This window comes from Haematospirillum sp. H1815, from assembly GCF_012102705.1.
GTDB lineage: Bacteria > Pseudomonadota > Alphaproteobacteria > Rhodospirillales > Rhodospirillaceae > Haematospirillum.
In genome coordinates, this window is sequence record NZ_JAAVTA010000002.1 from 12,515 (window position 1) to 28,511 (window position 15,997).

The 15,997-nt window shown below is 58.0% G+C and carries 14 protein-coding genes; 7 read left to right on the forward strand and 7 right to left on the reverse strand.

Annotated elements, in window-relative coordinates; translation table 11 throughout:
• Positions 1-12: 12 nt before the first annotated feature.
• Together HEQ60_RS02405 and HEQ60_RS02410 are read right to left on the reverse strand one after the other, a co-directional pair.
• Positions 13-1,080 carry an NAD(P)H-dependent flavin oxidoreductase gene (locus HEQ60_RS02405; protein ID WP_245183722.1) on the reverse strand — a complete coding sequence of 356 codons (1,068 nt, stop codon included), beginning with the start codon at positions 1,078-1,080 and terminating at the stop codon, positions 13-15.
• The gene (locus HEQ60_RS02410; RefSeq protein WP_168069180.1) at positions 1,080-2,297 is read right to left on the reverse strand and encodes an aspartate kinase; all 1,218 of its coding nucleotides are present in this window, start codon (positions 2,295-2,297) and stop codon (positions 1,080-1,082) included. Before HEQ60_RS02410 ends, HEQ60_RS02405 begins: the two co-directional genes overlap by 1 nt.
• 164 nt (positions 2,298-2,461) lie before the next feature.
• Here HEQ60_RS02410 and ubiG point away from each other — a divergent pair, with 164 nt between their 5' ends.
• Entirely contained in the window at positions 2,462-3,205 is a 744-nt protein-coding gene (gene ubiG, locus HEQ60_RS02415) for a bifunctional 2-polyprenyl-6-hydroxyphenol methylase/3-demethylubiquinol 3-O-methyltransferase UbiG (RefSeq protein WP_168069182.1), read from the forward strand.
• Between the two features lie 12 nt (positions 3,206-3,217).
• Here ubiG and HEQ60_RS02420 read toward each other — a convergent pair whose 3' ends face one another.
• A complete protein-coding gene (locus HEQ60_RS02420) occupies positions 3,218-4,759 on the reverse strand; it encodes a TrkH family potassium uptake protein (RefSeq protein ID WP_245183723.1) in 1,542 nt (513 codons plus the stop codon).
• A complete protein-coding gene (locus HEQ60_RS02425) occupies positions 4,752-5,243 on the reverse strand; it encodes a DUF1178 family protein (protein ID WP_168069184.1) in 492 nt (163 codons plus the stop codon). Before HEQ60_RS02425 ends, HEQ60_RS02420 begins: the two co-directional genes overlap by 8 nt.
• Positions 5,244-5,422: 179 nt before the next feature.
• Here HEQ60_RS02425 and HEQ60_RS02430 point away from each other — a divergent pair, with 179 nt between their 5' ends.
• The 5 genes from HEQ60_RS02430 (at position 5,423) to HEQ60_RS02450 (ending at position 10,040) form a co-directional block, all read left to right on the forward strand.
• Positions 5,423-5,677, forward strand: coding sequence for an exodeoxyribonuclease VII small subunit (locus tag HEQ60_RS02430; protein WP_168019574.1), 255 nt, complete (start codon positions 5,423-5,425; stop codon positions 5,675-5,677).
• Between the two features lie 12 nt (positions 5,678-5,689).
• The gene (locus tag HEQ60_RS02435) at positions 5,690-6,604 is read left to right on the forward strand and encodes a polyprenyl synthetase family protein (RefSeq protein ID WP_082811903.1); all 915 of its coding nucleotides are present in this window, start codon (positions 5,690-5,692) and stop codon (positions 6,602-6,604) included.
• 43 nt (positions 6,605-6,647) lie between these two features.
• Positions 6,648-8,573, forward strand: coding sequence for a 1-deoxy-D-xylulose-5-phosphate synthase (gene dxs, locus HEQ60_RS02440; RefSeq protein ID WP_168069186.1), 1,926 nt, complete (start codon positions 6,648-6,650; stop codon positions 8,571-8,573).
• Between the two features lie 85 nt (positions 8,574-8,658).
• On the forward strand, positions 8,659-9,264 hold the full coding sequence (locus HEQ60_RS02445; RefSeq protein ID WP_168069188.1) for a MarC family protein: 606 nt from the start codon (positions 8,659-8,661) through the stop codon (positions 9,262-9,264).
• Entirely contained in the window at positions 9,264-10,040 is a 777-nt protein-coding gene (locus HEQ60_RS02450; RefSeq protein ID WP_168069190.1) for a TlyA family RNA methyltransferase, read from the forward strand. Before HEQ60_RS02445 ends, HEQ60_RS02450 begins: the two co-directional genes overlap by 1 nt.
• Positions 10,041-10,092: 52 nt before the next feature.
• On the opposite strand, the gene sppA is transcribed toward HEQ60_RS02450, so the two are convergent.
• A complete protein-coding gene (gene sppA / locus HEQ60_RS02455; protein ID WP_168069192.1) occupies positions 10,093-11,874 on the reverse strand; it encodes a signal peptide peptidase SppA in 1,782 nt (593 codons plus the stop codon).
• A gap of 155 nt (positions 11,875-12,029) precedes the next feature.
• Between sppA and HEQ60_RS02460 the strand changes: the two genes are divergently transcribed.
• Complete coding sequence (locus HEQ60_RS02460) at positions 12,030-12,992, forward strand: ROK family protein (RefSeq protein ID WP_168069194.1); 963 nt, start codon at positions 12,030-12,032, stop codon at positions 12,990-12,992.
• 5 nt (positions 12,993-12,997) lie between these two features.
• On the opposite strand, the gene HEQ60_RS02465 is transcribed toward HEQ60_RS02460, so the two are convergent.
• Positions 12,998-13,855: an EipB family protein gene (locus HEQ60_RS02465; protein ID WP_168069196.1), complete on the reverse strand. Its 858-nt coding sequence runs from the start codon at positions 13,853-13,855 to the stop codon at positions 12,998-13,000.
• 204 nt (positions 13,856-14,059) lie between these two features.
• The gene (gene aspS, locus HEQ60_RS02470) at positions 14,060-15,883 is read right to left on the reverse strand and encodes an aspartate--tRNA ligase (protein WP_168069198.1); all 1,824 of its coding nucleotides are present in this window, start codon (positions 15,881-15,883) and stop codon (positions 14,060-14,062) included.
• Between the last annotated feature and the right edge of the window lie 114 nt (positions 15,884-15,997).

Genomic DNA, 15,997 nt, shown 5'->3' on the forward strand with positions numbered 1-15,997 from the left:
GGTTTATACCCGTCAGATATTGGGACCATCTACCCGGTTTTCAAGGGCTGAAACCGCCTGCCCCACCAATTCCTGAAGAATTTCCGCCACAGGCTGTTCCCGCGTGACCATGCCAACACTCTGGCCAGCCATCAAGGACCCATGATCCACGTCCCCATCGATCACTGCCCGCCGCAAAGCCCCAGCCCAGAAATGCTCGATTTCCAGCTGGGCCTCTTTCTGATCCAGCTCCCCGGCGCGAAAACGCTCGATTACAGCGCGCTGGGTTTCCATAAACAGCTCCGTTCCCTTGTTGACAAGGGCACGCACCGGAATAACAGGAAAACGTGGATCAAGCTGGACTGTAGGGACCGCATCACGGGCACTGGCTTTCAGGAACGCACGTTTGAAGGCCGGGTGCGCGATACTTTCGGTGGCACAGACCAACCGCGTACCAATCTGGACCCCCGCCGCACCCATCTCAAGGAACGACGCAATAGCCTCGCCGCGCCCGATGCCGCCAGCGACAAAGACCGGAACATCGCGCATGACAGGCAGGACTTCCTGGGCCAGAACACTGGTGGAAACCGGTCCAATATGGCCACCAGCCTCGGTTCCTTCGATCACAAGGGCATCCACACCGGAACGAACCAGCTTTTTGGCCAGAACTACAGCCGGTGCAAAACAGATCACCCGCGCCCCGCCATCCTTGATACGGCGTATGGATGCGGACGAAGGCAGACCACCGGCCAGAACAATGTGGCCCACGTTTTCCGCCAGACACACAGAAATCAAGTCATCCAGACGCGGATGCATCGTAATCAGGTTCACGCCAAACGGCTTGCCGGTCAGGGCACGGGTCGCCCGTATCTCAACCTCCAGCAGATCCGGTGTCATCGAACCAGAGGCAATGACACCAAACCCCCCGGCATTGGACACCGCTGAAACCAGGTTGCGCTCCGATACCCAAGACATGGCACCGCCAAGAATGGCGTACTCACACCCCAGAAAAGCCTTGCCGGCAGCCCAGAGGCAATCAAGATGCCTTCTGCTGTCCCCACTCATATCCCGCGCGGCCGACACTCCGTTCCCCTCCATCATCAGGCATCCAGCCGATAGGCTGTGTGCAAGGCACGCACGGCCAGCTCGGTATACTCTTCGGCGATCAGAACTGAAACCTTGATCTCCGACGTGGAAATAACCTGTATGTTGATCCCCTTCTCGGCCAGAGCCCCGAACATCGTCTGCGCAACACCGGCGTGGCTGCGCATGCCAACGCCGACAACCGACACCTTGGCGACATCGGGATCCGTTACCAATTCAGCATAACCCAGCTGCTTCTGGCGGGACTCAAGAACCTTAACCGCCCGCCCGAAATCATCACGGCTGACCGTAAAGGTCATGTCAGTCGCCCCGATCCCGCGGGAAATATTCTGGACGATCATGTCCACATTGATATTGGCTTCCGTCAGGGGACCAAAAATAGCGGCGGCAACCCCCGGACGATCCGGCACATTGACCAAGGTAATTTTGGCCTCGTCCCGGGAATAGGTGATGCCGCTGACAAGTTCCTTTTCCACGATTTCATCCTCGTCACAGATAATGGTCCCGGTTGCGTCCGAGAAACTGGAGCGGACCTGCACCCGCACCCCATGCTTCATGGCCATTTCCACAGAGCGGACCTGCAGAACCTTGGCCCCGAGAGAGGCGCTTTCCAGCATTTCCTCATAGGTAATCTTTTCAAGCTTGCGGGCACGGGCCACAATGCGGGGGTCGGTTGTGTAAACGCCGTCAACATCGGTATAGATATCGCAGATATCAGCCTTTATTGCCGCAGCCAAGGCAACAGCCGATGTATCGGAACCACCACGCCCAAGGGTCGTAACCCGGCCATCAGGCCCCATACCCTGGAAACCGGCGACCACGGCCACTTCCCCCCCGGCCATGCGCTGGAGCAGTGCGGCAGTCTCTATGCCCACAATACGGGCGCGGGAATGGGCCCCGTCGGTATGAATGGGCAATTGCCAACCTGCCCATGAACGGGCACGGACCCCCAGATCCTGAAGAGCCATGGCCAGAAGACCGATCGTAACTTGCTCGCCTGTTGCAACCACAACATCATATTCCCGCACATCGTGCAGAGGAGCGAGATCCCGGCAGAATCCCACCAGCTTGTTGGTTTCACCGGCCATGGCCGACACCACAACAGCCACCTCGTGACCCGCGTCAACCTCGGACTTCACACGGCGGGCGACATTGCGGATACGGTCAAGATCTCCGACGGAGGTACCGCCAAACTTCATAACAACTCGAGCCATCGGGAAAAGTCCGTCCCCTGGATTCATGTAAAACACGGTTCTGCAATTGCCGGAACCTGCGGGCCGGTATACATACTCCGGCAGGTTCTGTGGCGCAAGGTTCCGACACACCAGACCTGTCTTGCGTTGTCTTTACTATATGTCAACCAGCGGAGTATGCCCGGATGAACAAGGCTCAAACCACAGCATCGCCCGAAGAGCTGGCAAAATTCGAGGCCATGGCCGATTCGTGGTGGGATCCAGAAGGCAAGTTCAAGCCCCTGCACCGGTTCAACCCACAGCGGCTTTCCTTTATCCGTGACGCAGCCTGCACCCATTTCCGCCGGAATCCAGCGGATACAACGCCGTTTCAGGGATTGTCACTGGTTGATATTGGCTGCGGGGGTGGCCTGCTGTCTGAACCCATGGCACGGCTGGGCTTTGCCGTCACCGGCATCGACGGGGTGGAAAAGAATATCGGCACGGCACGTACCCATGCGGCCCGCTCTGGCCTGGATATTGATTACAGGGCCACGCTGGCGGAAAACCTGGTTGAGGAAAAGGCCCAATTTGATGTGGTCCTGTCCATGGAGGTCGTTGAGCACGTCGCCGACCCGGACTTCTTCCTGCAAACCTGCGCGAACCTTGTCAAGCCGGGGGGCATGCTGGTCGGCGCCACCATCAACCGTACCATCCGCTCGATGTTACTGGCCAAGATCGGGGCCGAATACATCCTGCGCTGGCTTCCCAAGGGAACCCACGACTGGGATAAATTTGTGAAACCCAGTGAATTTGCCGCCGGGTTGCGTCGTGGAGGCATGGAAGTCACAGACCTGCGGGGGATGAGCTACAATCCCCTGTCCGGTGACTGGTCCATCACCGATGACCTGTCCGTCAACTATCTGCTGATTGCCAAACACCCGGCCTGACACAGGCCGGGATCAATCCCGCCAGAAGCGCCAGAACAACAACACAAGAACCGAGAAAAACTCCAGACGGCCAAGGAGCATACCCACGGACAGGGCCCACTTGGCAGCATCAGGAAGGGGCTGGAAGTTGCCAGCCGGCCCGATAATATCACCCAGACCCGGTCCAACGTTCCCGACTGCGGTTGCAGCACCCGAAATCGCCGTAACCCAGTCCAGGCCGACCGCAGCAAGGAACAGGGTAATACCGCCAACCGTTGCAATGTAGATGAAGAAAAACAACAGGACCGAGGCAGCAACATCTTCTGTAATGCGGCGATCGCCGTACCGCTGGACCTCCACCGCATTCGGGCTGATCAGACGGTGGATATGCGACACGAAAAGCTTCCAGGCGATATGAAAACGGAAGATCTTTATCCCGCCGGCCGTTGACCCAGTGCATCCGCCAACGAACAAAAGGGCAAAGAAACTGGCCACGGCCAGATTGCCCCACTGGGTATAGTCAGCACTCGCAAAGCCGGTTGTTGTGACCACCGAAACAACGCTGAACATTACGTGGCTGAAGGTATCAAACAGATCGTCCTTGCCAGTCAGCATCATCCACACGGTCAGAATAACAGATGTCAGGATCAGGAAGCCCAGAAACCCCCTGACCTGCAGATCAGAAAACAGAACCCGGACCCCGCCACGGCCCATGCGGATAAACAGGGTAAAGGGCACCCCCCCGCAGATCATGAAAACAATGGCAACCCAGTTGATAAAATGGCTGTTGAAATGAGCAATGGAGCTGTCCGAGGTAGAATAGCCGCCCGTAGAAAGGGTCGACATCGCATGGTTGACAGCCTCGAAAAGAGTCATGCCGCCCAGCAGGTAGAAAACCGTACACAAGGTCGTCAAGGCGATGTAGATCAGAACCAGGGCCGCTCCCAGCTGACTGACCTTTCCCAGCACCTTGTCGCCTGTATCCGAGCTTTCCATCTTGAACAGCTGCATACCCCCGACCCGCAGGAACGGCAGCAGCGAAATAGCCATGACAACAATTCCGATCCCACCCAGCCAATGCAGCAGGGAACGCCACAGCAGGATACCGGGAGGAGCCAGGTCAAGACCGGTGATAACCGTTGCTCCGGTGGTTGTCAGGCCGGAAATAGCTTCAAAAAATGCATCCGTATAGCTCATACGGAAACGCGACAGATGAAACGGCATTGCTGAAAAGGCCGTAACGCCAAGCCACGACAGAACCGTCAGCAAGAAGGCCTGATGGCGGGACAGGGTGATATTCCGGTCAAAATTGGCAAATGTCAGCAACAAGCCGACCAGAACAGTCAACGCTCCGGAGACAAAAAAACTGACCCAATCCGGATCACCACCGGCCAGGTCAACAGCAGCCGGCACCAGCATGGCCACGCCAAGAATGGTCAGAAACGCCCCGACCACAAACAAGACCGGCCGAAGACCAAGCGGACTATTCCCTTTTTGTTGCTGCATGAACGGCTGTATGTCCCCCGCACACCGTGGCCTACCCTGCTTGCTGCGCCCCACAGCAGGATCAAGCATTTTCCACCAACCAGGGCAGTGAAGCAAACTCTATCCCCTCTTCCCGCAAGGAATCACATTCCTGCGGTGAAGCCTCTCCATAAACCGGACGCGGCTCAACCTCGCCATAGTGGATCTTCCGGGCCTCTTCAGCAAAGCCCTGCCCCACATAATCACACTTTTCCTCAATGACACGTCGCACCATACCCATCGCCTCACGCAGACGGACATCATGCTCGCTGCGCAGATCAGGCACCCCGCCCGGTGTTGCATCAGAAGAAGCATCCCTTGCTGAGACAGAGGACGAATCCCGTTCATCCCTCACGCCACATGCATCACGTTTTTTGGCAATCTTGGGGACAGAAAGCGATTTTTTGACCTGGGTGCTGCCACAGACGGGGCACAGAACAGCCTGCTTTTCAACCATACGGTCATAGGCCGCGCTGCTGGCAAACCAGCTTTCAAAAGTGTGCCCACCGGCACAGGCAAAGTCATAAAGGATCATCGTGCTGCTTTGTCATGATACAAGATGTCAGCATGTTGAAAACCGACACCGTCGTTTAAACGGCCCGGAAACCAAAGGCAATACAGAAGCCGTCAACAGGCCTCCCAAATCGCGCCCAGATATCTTGCCTTGCCGTCAGGCGCCCTATACTCTGGCGCCCCCAGTGAGAAGAGGATGCCATGACAACCGCCACCCTGCCCCCGGATATTGCCGGACTCAGCTTCGAGGATGCCCTGCGCGAACTGGAGCAGATTGTCCAGCAGCTTGAGCGTGGTCAGGTCCGACTCGACGAGGCTGTTGGGGCCTATGAGCGCGGGACCCTTCTCAAGTTCCACTGTGAAAAGCGACTGGCGGATGCAACAGCCAGGGTGGAAAAAATTGCTCTTGCTGCCGACGGAACGGCCAGCGGCACAACCCCCCTTGATCCAGCCTGAGGTTCCAGAACAATGCCCGGCATGAGCCTAGCCCTGCAGGCTGCCCTGAAAGAAAAAACAGCTGCGGTCGAAACAATGCTCGCCCGTCTGATACCGGAGATACCGGAAGCAGAAGGACGGGTTTTTGAGGCCATGCGCTATTCAACGCTGGCTGGCGGCAAACGGCTGCGTCCATTCTTGGTCCTGGCAACAGCCGACATGTTCAATGTCAGCGAAACCGCGGCCTTGCGCACCGCATCTGCAGTGGAGATGGTCCACTGCTATTCCCTTGTCCACGATGATTTGCCCGCCATGGATGACGACAGCATGCGCCGGGGAAAACCGGCCTGCCACCGCCAGTTTGATGAAGCAACAGCCATCCTGGCCGGTGATGCCCTGCTGACCCGTGCATTCGAAGTCCTTGCTGCCCCGTCAACCCATGCCGATCCTGCTGTGCGCTGTACCTTGGTCAGTGAACTGGCCAAAGCTGCAGGGCCTCATGGCATGGTGGGCGGGCAGATGGTTGACCTTCTGGCCGAACGGAAAGGGCGGGATCATCTCGGGCTTGATGTTTCAGCCATCACCCGCATGCACCAGATGAAGACCGGCCGCATTATCGGCTTCTCGTGCATGGCCGGGGCCATCCTTGGCAAAGCACCACCACAGATCCGCCACGCGCTGCAGGCTTATGCCCACGACCTGGGGCTGGCCTTCCAGATCGTCGATGACCTTCTCGACGTAGAAGGCGATCCGGCCCGCATGGGTAAAACCCAGGGAAAGGATGCCGCCGCCGGAAAGGCAACCTTTGTCACCCTTCTGGGCCTGGAGAGAGCGAAGGAACAGGCCCGTGCCCTTGGCGAACAAGCCATTTCCCATCTTAAAGTCTTTGACGAAGAGGCATCTTTGCTGCGCGATGTTGTAGGATATGTCCTTGAGCGCCAGAGCTGACTACCACGACACAACACGCACCTGATCGCACCGGAGGTTTCCTTTGCCGGCAAGACCCGACACCCCGCTTCTTGATACGATTACATACCCTGCAGACCTGCGGCATCTGTCGATCGATCAGCTTGGTCTTTTATGCGAGGAGCTGAGGGCCGAGCTTGTCGATGCCGTCTCGACAACCGGCGGGCACCTGGGGGCCGGGCTGGGCGTGGTCGAGCTGACTGTCGCCCTGCATCATGTTTTCAACACACCGAAAGACAGGCTGATCTGGGATGTTGGCCACCAGTGCTACCCGCACAAGATCCTGACCGGACGCCGTGACCGTATACGGACCCTCCGTCAGGGGGGTGGTCTTTCGGGTTTCACCTGCCGTGCAGAAAGTGAGTACGATCCTTTTGGGGCCGGGCACAGCTCCACCTCCATTTCCGCTGGCCTGGGAATGGCCGTGGCCAGTGACCTGTCAGGCGCCGGGAACCATGTTGTTTCGGTCATTGGTGATGGCGCCATGAGTGCCGGCATGGCCTATGAAGCCATGAACAATGCCGGTGCCATGAACGCCCGGCTGGTTGTCATTCTCAACGACAACGACATGTCGATTGCTCCGCCTGTCGGGGCCATGAGTGCCTATCTGTCAAAGCTGATCTCGTCCAAACCCTATGTGTCCCTGCGCAGCCTGGCCAAGGGACTGATCAAGCGCTTCCCGGAATCGTTGAACCGTGCCGCGCGCCGCGCGGAGGAATATGCCCGTGGCATGATGACCGGGGGAACCCTGTTCGAGGAACTGGGCTTTTACTACGTCGGCCCCATTGACGGCCACAACCTGGAACATCTTGTGCCGGTGCTGCGTAACGTCCGCGACCATGGTCACGGACCGGTTCTGGTTCATGTCGTGACCCAGAAAGGCAAAGGGTATGCCCCGGCCGAAGCGGCATCGGACAAATACCACGGCGTGGCACGCTTCAACGTCATGACCGGGGCACAGGAAAAAAGCAAGCCCAACGCACCCAGCTATACCGGGGTCTTTGCCCGGGCCCTGACCGATGCAGCAGACCAGGATCCGCGCATTGTCGCCATCACGGCAGCCATGCCCTCAGGAACGGGGCTGGATGTTTTTGCCTCGTCATTCCCGGAGCGCTGTTTTGATGTCGGCATTGCCGAACAGCATGCTGTTACCTTTGCTGCCGGCCTGGCCTCCGAGGGGTACCGGCCCTTTGCTGCCCTGTATTCCACGTTCCTGCAACGGGGCTATGATCAGGTTGTCCACGATGTTGCCCTGCAGAATCTTCCCGTTCGCTTTGCCATCGACCGGGCCGGTCTGGTAGGCGCTGACGGGGCAACCCACCATGGCTCCTTTGACCTTGCCTATCTGGGCTGCCTGCCGAACATGACCATCATGGCCCCTTCGGATGAAGCGGAACTGGTTCATGCTGTAGCTACAGCCGCCGCCCACGACAGTGGCCCCTTTGCTTTCCGCTACCCCCGGGGCGAAGGTGTTGGCGTCTCCCTGCCCGAGAAACCGCAGGTCCTGCCGATCGGCAAGGGCCGAATCGTACGGGAAGGCAAGGGAACAGCCCTGCTGGCCCTGGGCACCATCCTGCACCAGTGCCTTGAAGCCGCTGATATACTGGGCAGCCACGGACTGTCGCCGACCGTGGCGGATGCCCGCTTTGCCAAGCCCCTTGACCTTGCGCTGCTGGAAAACCTGGCAACACGCCACGCCATCCTTCTTGTTGTAGAGGATGGGGCAACCGGCGGATTCTCGTCCTGGGTCATGAAGGCATTGTCGGACTGCGGGCTTCTGGACGGTACCCTGAAGGTACGAACGCTGACCCTGCCCGATACCTTTATCGAGCAGGACACACCCGCCAGACAGTTGAAAGAGGCGGGTCTTGATGCCGGATGCATTGCCGCAAAGGTCATGGAGCTGCTGGACAGCGACACCAGTGTTTCTATAAAGCCTGTATCAGGCTGAGATCGTTTGCGAACAGCAGATCAAGAGGATATTGTGGCCGGACTATCGGCTTTCTGCCGGTTCCTGATTGCTGGATCCCCGTGCCATGACGATTTTATCGGTCACAATCACCCTTTTTCTGCTTATGGATTCCCCAGGGAATGTCCCGATCTTTTTGTCTGTGCTGGGGCGGCTGGAAAAAACCCGCCGCCGTCGTGCAATCCTGCGTGAAATTACATTTGCCCTGATCGCCCTGCTGCTGTTCCTGTTTTTCGGTCGGACCCTCCTGTCCTCTCTGGGTATCTCGGCGCCGGCTCTGTCGGTAGCCGGAGGGGTTGTCCTGTTCCTGGTCGCCCTGCGCATGATTTTTCCCGGCCAGTACGGCAGCCTTACGGAAGGGACAGATCCGGATCCTTGGCTGGTTCCTCTGGCCGTGCCCTTGGTTGCCGGTCCATCCAGCATGGCCTATGTCATGTTGATTGCCACGCAGGAGCCCGACCGGATCGGTGACTGGGCCCTTGCCATTGTCATGGCATGCGTGCTTGGCGGACTGACAATTTACACCGGCGATCTTCTGCGCCGCTGGATCAAGGATCGGGCCCTTAACCTGATCGAGCGCCTGATGGGCATTATTCTTGTTGTTATTGCCATCCAGATGCTGATGAACGGCATTGGCCAATATGTACAGACCCTGAGTACCGCAACACCCTGATGACAAAGAAGACACAAGACCATTCCAAAAAAGCGACCAAGGAACGCATTGACCAGATGCTGGTGGACCGCGGCCTGGTCGAAAGCCGGACACGCGCCCAGGCCTTGGTGATGTCTGGCCTGGTTCTGGTTGATGGGCACCGCGTTGACAAACCGGGAACCCGTGTTGCCCTGGACCAGACAATCGTCCTGAAAGGACAGGATCACCCTTGGGTCTCACGCGGGGGCTTGAAGCTGGACAAGGGGCTGGGGGTTTTCAACATTCCCGTTACCGGAAGCACGGCACTGGATGTCGGGGCCTCTACCGGCGGCTTCAGCGATGTTTTGCTGACCCGGGGGGCATCACGGGTTTATGCGGTGGATGTGGGCTATGGACAGCTGGCTCATCGCCTGCGGACTGATCCACGCGTCGTGGTTCTGGAACGAACGAATGCCCGCTATCTGACCACAGATCATATCCCGGAACCCGTTGACCTGGTCGTCTGTGATGCCAGCTTCATTGGCCTGCGGACGGTACTGGAAACACCCCTGACCTTCCTGAAGCCCGGAGGATATCTGGTTGCGCTGATCAAACCGCAGTTTGAAGTCGGCAAAGAGCGCCTGGGCAAAGGAGGAGTTGTCCGGGATCCCACGCTGCACCAAGAGGTTTGCGATACCATGCATGCATGGCTGACGGCACAACCCGGATGGGCTGTTCTGGGTATAACGGAAAGCCCCATCCGGGGGCCGGAAGGAAATATAGAGTTCCTTCTGGGAGCACAGCGACTCCCAACCTGAAAAGCCCGGCGAGGGGTATGAATTGCGTATGCCACACCCCTCATCACCGCTCCTAAAATCCTTCAGAAGAAGGAGCCATCAGAACAGCCGGGCTTCGTCCGATAGCACGCTGACGTTCAATCCCGGAAACAAACGGCTTTACAATCGGTTCCAGGGTACCCAGATAGCTCAACTGACGCATGCCATGCGCCGACCCGCCAAAGACAGCCAGAATCTGCTCCCATTCTGTTTTCGGGGCCGGAAATGGAACCAGCTCGATCTCTGCATCTTCGGAAATACCGGCGGCCTCCCGCGCCAGGCGCACGGCCGTACCAAAACCGCCAAGGGCATCAACCAGGCCGACAGCTTTTGCATCATGGCCCGACCAGACCCGGCCACGGGCCACATGGTCCACCTGATCGGGTGCGAGACCACGCCCCTGAGCCAATTTTCCGGTAAAATCCGTATAGATGGCATCAAGAGAGCGATCGAACCAGGCGCGTTCTTCCGGCGTGAACTTGCGATTCGGACTCAGCATCAAGGCCCCGGATCCTGTCTCGACCCGCGCCCAGGAAACACCCAGCTTGTCCCACAGCCCAGACACCACTGTCTTGCCCGAAAACACGCCGATAGAGCCTGTTATTGTCCCCGGATTTGCAACAATCGCATGCGCGGGCATGGACAGGAAATAGCCACCTGACGCAGCATATTCGCCCATACTTACAACCAGGGGGATGCCTTTTTCCTTGGCCCGGGCCACCTCGCGCCAGATGGTATCACTGGCAACAGCATCACCACCGGGGCTGTTGATCCGCAGGACAATGGCCTTGATATCCGGATCATCCACCGCACTGCGAATAGCCCCCGCAACCGTATCGGAACCAATACTGTGTGTTCCGGACATGGTTCCATCTTCACTTGCCCCGGCATGGATGACACCAACCCCGTGAATCAGGGCAATACGCGAAGCATGCGGCGATGGAGGCGCTATTGCACCGGCAAGGTAATCATCCAGCGACACCTCCTTGTCAGTGCCTGCTGCGCTGTGTACAGCATCCATGAACTCATCCAGATACCCGATGGTATCAACCAAGCCAGCATCCTTTGCTTCACTGGCAAACAGGGGGGGACGAGCCGCCAATGCCTCTACGGATGCCCGTTCAATGCCTCGCCCGGAAACAACCGCATCAAGCAACTGGGACTGCCAAGAATCCAGCAAAGCACGCAGCGAGGCCCTGTGCGGCTCACTCATGTCATCGCGCACCAAGCTGTCCATCGCCGTTTTATATTCCCAACGGCTTGCAAACTCATGCTCGATACCGATTTTTTCCAGGGCAGACTTCAGGAAAGGCACCTCGACACCAAAACCTGTTAGACCCAAGGTCCCTGAAGGCTGCAACCAGATTTCCGAGAAACCCGATGCCAGAAGGTATTCTGCACCGCCACCATTGGATTGCCCAAGAGTCTCGGCAAAGGCAAAAGCCGGTTTGCCCGAAGCACGAAAGCGCGCGATCGCGTCGCGCAGTTCCTGCGCTTCCGCCATACCACGCCCGGCATCACCAATACGGGCCGTCACCGCCTTGACCCTGGGGTCCGCAGCCGCACGATCTAGGACAGTGACAATATCGACCAGCGAGACTTGCGGCTCGAACAAATGATCAAGATGAACCTCTGGCAATTCCGGCGTTGGATAATCCAGGGACAGGGACAAAATCATCTCCGAAGGCAGATCAGCCGATCGGGAGAAAGAAGGCCCCAGACGAGATACACCAAGCACAAGAACAACAGATAAACTGACAAAAACAACGCCGCACAGAGCCAATGCCCACAACAACGCCCTACCAAAAATACGCATGACATCTCCCTGAAAGGATCAACCGGAATTGACGGACAACGCAAAAAGAAGCATTCCGGCAATTGACCCGCCCTGTAGTATGCAGCAAAAGTGGCAGTTGACGGACAGAAGTGCAAGCTTGGTCCACCAAGGTGTCAGAGAAGAGGGTTTCGTTCATGCCTCATCCACGCATCGGCATCAGTCTTGGCCATAACAGCTTTGATGTTCTGGCTCTGACGACCAACGACTTTGTGCTGACGCGCGAACAGCACCCCCTGACATCGCCATCCTACCACGACAGACTGCAAGCGATGGCCAGCCGGGTCAGAATGCTGGACCGGGAATATGGAAAGGGAAGCCTTGGTGTCGCCATCCCTGGCAGCATCACACCAGACAGCGGACATATCCGGACATCACCTGTTCAGGACTTGATTGGCCACACGATGCTCCTTGACCTTGCCGCAGCGATTGGACGTCCGGTGCGCATTGCCAGCGATGCAGACTGCATGGCGCTGTCAGAAACGATGGATGGTGCCAGTGCGGGCCTGTACTGCTGCTTCCATGCCATTCTGGACCACGGTGTAACCGGTTGCCTGACCATCGGAAACCGTATCCTGAGTGGCCCTAATGCCTTGGGGGGAGAATGGAGCCACAACCCTATTCCATGGCCACGGGAATGGAAACACGCCGACGAACGACCCGGCCCGGACTGTTACTGCGGACTGACAGGCTGCACAGAAACGTTTCTGTCAACGCATGGCTTGATGGATGACCACGCAAAGGCAACGGGCATGATGCTGCCATGGCCTGATATTGCTGCATCGGCCACAGCCGGGGATCCTGACTGCCTGGAAAGCATGCAACGCTATGCAGACAGGCTGGCCCGGGCCCTGTCCATTATCGTCAATCTGGTTGACCCCGATGCCATTGTGCTGGGCGGTGCCCTGTCGGACATAGACTGGCTGTATGAAAAGCTTCCCCTGCTGTGGTCCGGTTGGGCGCTGAGCAACACGACAAGAACCCGTTTATGCAAAGCTGCACACGGGGCCGACAGCATTGTAAGGGGAGCATCACTGCTGTGGGATTGCCCGGATCAGGTTCGCCCCCAACCGGCCCTGCTCCTCCATCCGGCAGACTAAACGCCCTATAGGGCACAGTCCGGCGCCGGGGGAGGATGGACCTCGACGAGCGTACCGCGCAGGCTGAACGTGCCAAAATTCTGCAGCAGGCTTTCGGCTATGCCATTATTCCGGTAACGCAGGGACACCTCGAAATCAGGAACACCGCCGCCGTTGGCCGGGTTGAAAAATGCCAGAACAATCGGCCACCCCCCACCTTTCAGCAAGGCATTACCGGGAAGAACGGAAGAAGCCTGATCAGGGAACGGGTTGCCAACAGCAGCCGACAGATCAAAGGCGGGTCCGATGATGGAACCATCAAAAACGGGACGGGCCAGGAAACGCCCCCCATTACGGGCCTGCCGGAAGAGAAGGTCTGTGTGTGCTGCCGGAAACAGCGTACCCGGGGATAGATCAAAAACAACGTCCTGCTGGTCTCCCTCTATCCGGAAAATGGCACTGCCAACCCCGGCAGGGGGCATCCGCGCTTCCCCTTGATAGGCATCAAGAACCTCCCCATCCCGCATGTTCTGGACGGAAAAGCGGTAGGACTGGCCATCCTTGCTTTCCCACGACATAAAGTCCCAGCTGGACGACACCGCATCCCCCTGACTCTGGAACAGGGTAAGATCCGTGCGGGTCTTGACCTTCCATGCTGTACAGCCATCCTCAAAAGTATAGCGCATGGTCCCCGAAGCCCCGACAATCCCCGAAGAAGAACGGGCCGAGTGCAGCTCCATCCGATACACGGCAGCGTGGGGCACAAGGCTGGAGCCATTCGATGGAACAACAGGCTTTGACCAGACCGCAACAGAAAAGCCGGCACCTAGGAAGGGCCCGACAACACAAGATATCAAAGCTATTCTCAGATGACGCCCATACATGGCAGAGTTCCTGCGTCCTGCCCCTTGGCCGAAACAATGACGACCTAGAATGGTGCAGTTCAAAGGATTTGCCAAGTCAGCTCCACGCCCGGGAATGGGCTGCGCGTCTGTTTTCCTGGGAGTGTTGCATAAACGCAAGCCTCCCCGGGGCATGTATAACCCGGGGAGGCTCGGACACATAAGGATCAAGGCAGGGGAAGAACTCTATGCACCAGCAGCACTGGCCGGGGCTGTTCCGCCCTTCTGGACCTCGATCTTTTTCGGCAGCTGGAGACGAATATGAAGCTCGCGCAGCTGCTTCTCGGTGACCTCTGAAGGCGCCTGCATCAAAAGATCCTGAGCCTGACCGTTCATCGGGAACAGGATAACCTCGCGGATATTGGGCTCGTCGGCCAGCAGCATCACCATACGGTCAATACCCGGCGCCGCACCACCATGCGGAGGCGCCCCGAACTTGAAGGCATTCAACATGCCGCCAAACTTCTCTTCGACCACATCAGGGCCATAACCGGCAATCGCAAAGGCCTTGTACATAATATCCGGCAGGTGGTTACGGATGGCACCGGAAGACAGCTCTATCCCGTTGCAAACGATGTCATACTGAAATGCCTTGATATCCAGCGGATCCATGGTCTCCAGAGCGTTCATGCCGCCCTGGGGCATGGAGAACGGGTTGTGGCTGAATTCGATCTGGCCGGTATCTTCGTTGCGCTCGTACATCGGGAAGTCAACCGTCCAGCAGAACCGGAAAACGCCCTGTTCGCGCAGCGACAGGTCATCACAGACCCGTTCCCGCACCTTGCCGGCAAACTTGGCAGCACCCAGTGTCTTGTCGCAGACAAAGAACACCGAATCACCATCCTGAAGGCCACAGGCATCCTTGATGGACTGCAGGCGATCGGCTTCCAGGTTCTTGGCAATCGGGCCTTTCGGGCCATCGGCGGCAAACTGGACATAGCCAAGGCCACCCTGCCCTTCCTCACGGGCCCATTCATTCAGCTTATCATACCAGCCCCGCGGACGGGCGGCTGCACCGGGAGCCGGAATGGCACGGACCACGCTACCAGCTGCAACGCCACGGGCAAAAATCCCGAAACCGGAATCGCGGAAGGCATCGGTCACATCGGTAATCAGCAGCGGGTTCCGAAGATCCGGCTTGTCCGACCCGTACTTCAACATGGCGGTATCATAGGGGATACGCTCGAACGGCATGGGCGAAACCGCTTTGCCACCAGAGAACGACACAAACAGGTCATGCAGGACCGGCTCGATGGCGTTGAACACATCCTCTTGGGTGACAAAGCTCATTTCAAAATCAAGCTGGTAAAACTCACCCGGCGAACGGTCAGCACGGCTGTCTTCGTCACGGAAGCAGGGCGCAATCTGGAAATAGCGATCAAAGCCAGCGACCATCAACAGCTGCTTGAACTGCTGCGGGGCCTGGGGCAACGCATAGAATCGACCCGGATTCAGACGGCTGGGAACCAGGAAATCACGGGCCCCCTCGGGGCTGGAGGCCGTCAGGATCGGGGTCTGGAACTCGTTGAAACCATCAGCCGTCATACGCTGACGCAACCAGGCAATCACCTGCGAACGCAACAGCATGTTGGCATGGACTTTCTCGCGCCGCAGATCAAGGTAGCGATAGCGCAGGCGGGTATCCTCGCCAAAATCTTCGGTACCGGCGACCTGCATCGGCAGTACCTCGGCCCGGGACTGTACGGCAATATCGCGGACCCGCAGCTCTACTTCACCTGTGGTCAGACGGGCATTGACTGTTTCGACTGAACGAGCCACCACATCCCCGGTCACCGTCACCACGCTTTCCGGCCGCAGGGTTTCAAGAACCCGGAAAATCTCCGAAGATACATCGGTCACGCACTGGGTGATTCCGTAATGGTCACGCAGGTCGACAAACAGCAGGTTGCCGTGGTCACGCTTGCGGTGAACCCAACCGGACAGCCGCACCTGCTGGCCCACATGCTCCTTGCGGAGATCGCCACAGGTATGGGTACGGTACGCGTGCATGGAAGATACCTCTTGGTTCATGGAAACAGCCGGATCGGGCAAACCACACAGCAATGCGGCCCCGAACCGGCGAAAAGCACACGGTTCGGGGCAAATTGTCAAGCAGAAGCGCAC

Excerpts from the sequence above, each read along its gene's own strand:
- HEQ60_RS02435 (WP_082811903.1), top strand. The coding sequence starts at position 5,690 with ATGCCCGGCATGAGCCTAGCCCTGCAGGCTGCCCTGAAAGAAAAAACA.
- HEQ60_RS02405 (WP_245183722.1), bottom strand. The coding sequence starts at position 1,080 with ATGATGGAGGGGAACGGAGTGTCGGCCGCGCGGGATATGAGTGGGGAC.
- sppA (WP_168069192.1), bottom strand. The coding sequence starts at position 11,874 with ATGCGTATTTTTGGTAGGGCGTTGTTGTGGGCATTGGCTCTGTGCGGC.
- HEQ60_RS02460 (WP_168069194.1), top strand. The coding sequence starts at position 12,030 with ATGCCTCATCCACGCATCGGCATCAGTCTTGGCCATAACAGCTTTGAT.
- HEQ60_RS02465 (WP_168069196.1), bottom strand. The coding sequence starts at position 13,855 with ATGTATGGGCGTCATCTGAGAATAGCTTTGATATCTTGTGTTGTCGGG.
- aspS (WP_168069198.1), bottom strand. The coding sequence starts at position 15,883 with ATGCACGCGTACCGTACCCATACCTGTGGCGATCTCCGCAAGGAGCAT.
- HEQ60_RS02420 (WP_245183723.1), bottom strand. The coding sequence starts at position 4,759 with ATGCTTGATCCTGCTGTGGGGCGCAGCAAGCAGGGTAGGCCACGGTGT.
- HEQ60_RS02410 (WP_168069180.1), bottom strand. The coding sequence starts at position 2,297 with ATGGCTCGAGTTGTTATGAAGTTTGGCGGTACCTCCGTCGGAGATCTT.
- HEQ60_RS02430 (WP_168019574.1), top strand. The coding sequence starts at position 5,423 with ATGACAACCGCCACCCTGCCCCCGGATATTGCCGGACTCAGCTTCGAG.
- ubiG (WP_168069182.1), top strand. The coding sequence starts at position 2,462 with ATGAACAAGGCTCAAACCACAGCATCGCCCGAAGAGCTGGCAAAATTC.
- HEQ60_RS02450 (WP_168069190.1), top strand. The coding sequence starts at position 9,264 with ATGACAAAGAAGACACAAGACCATTCCAAAAAAGCGACCAAGGAACGC.
- HEQ60_RS02425 (WP_168069184.1), bottom strand. The coding sequence starts at position 5,243 with ATGATCCTTTATGACTTTGCCTGTGCCGGTGGGCACACTTTTGAAAGC.
- HEQ60_RS02445 (WP_168069188.1), top strand. The coding sequence starts at position 8,659 with ATGACGATTTTATCGGTCACAATCACCCTTTTTCTGCTTATGGATTCC.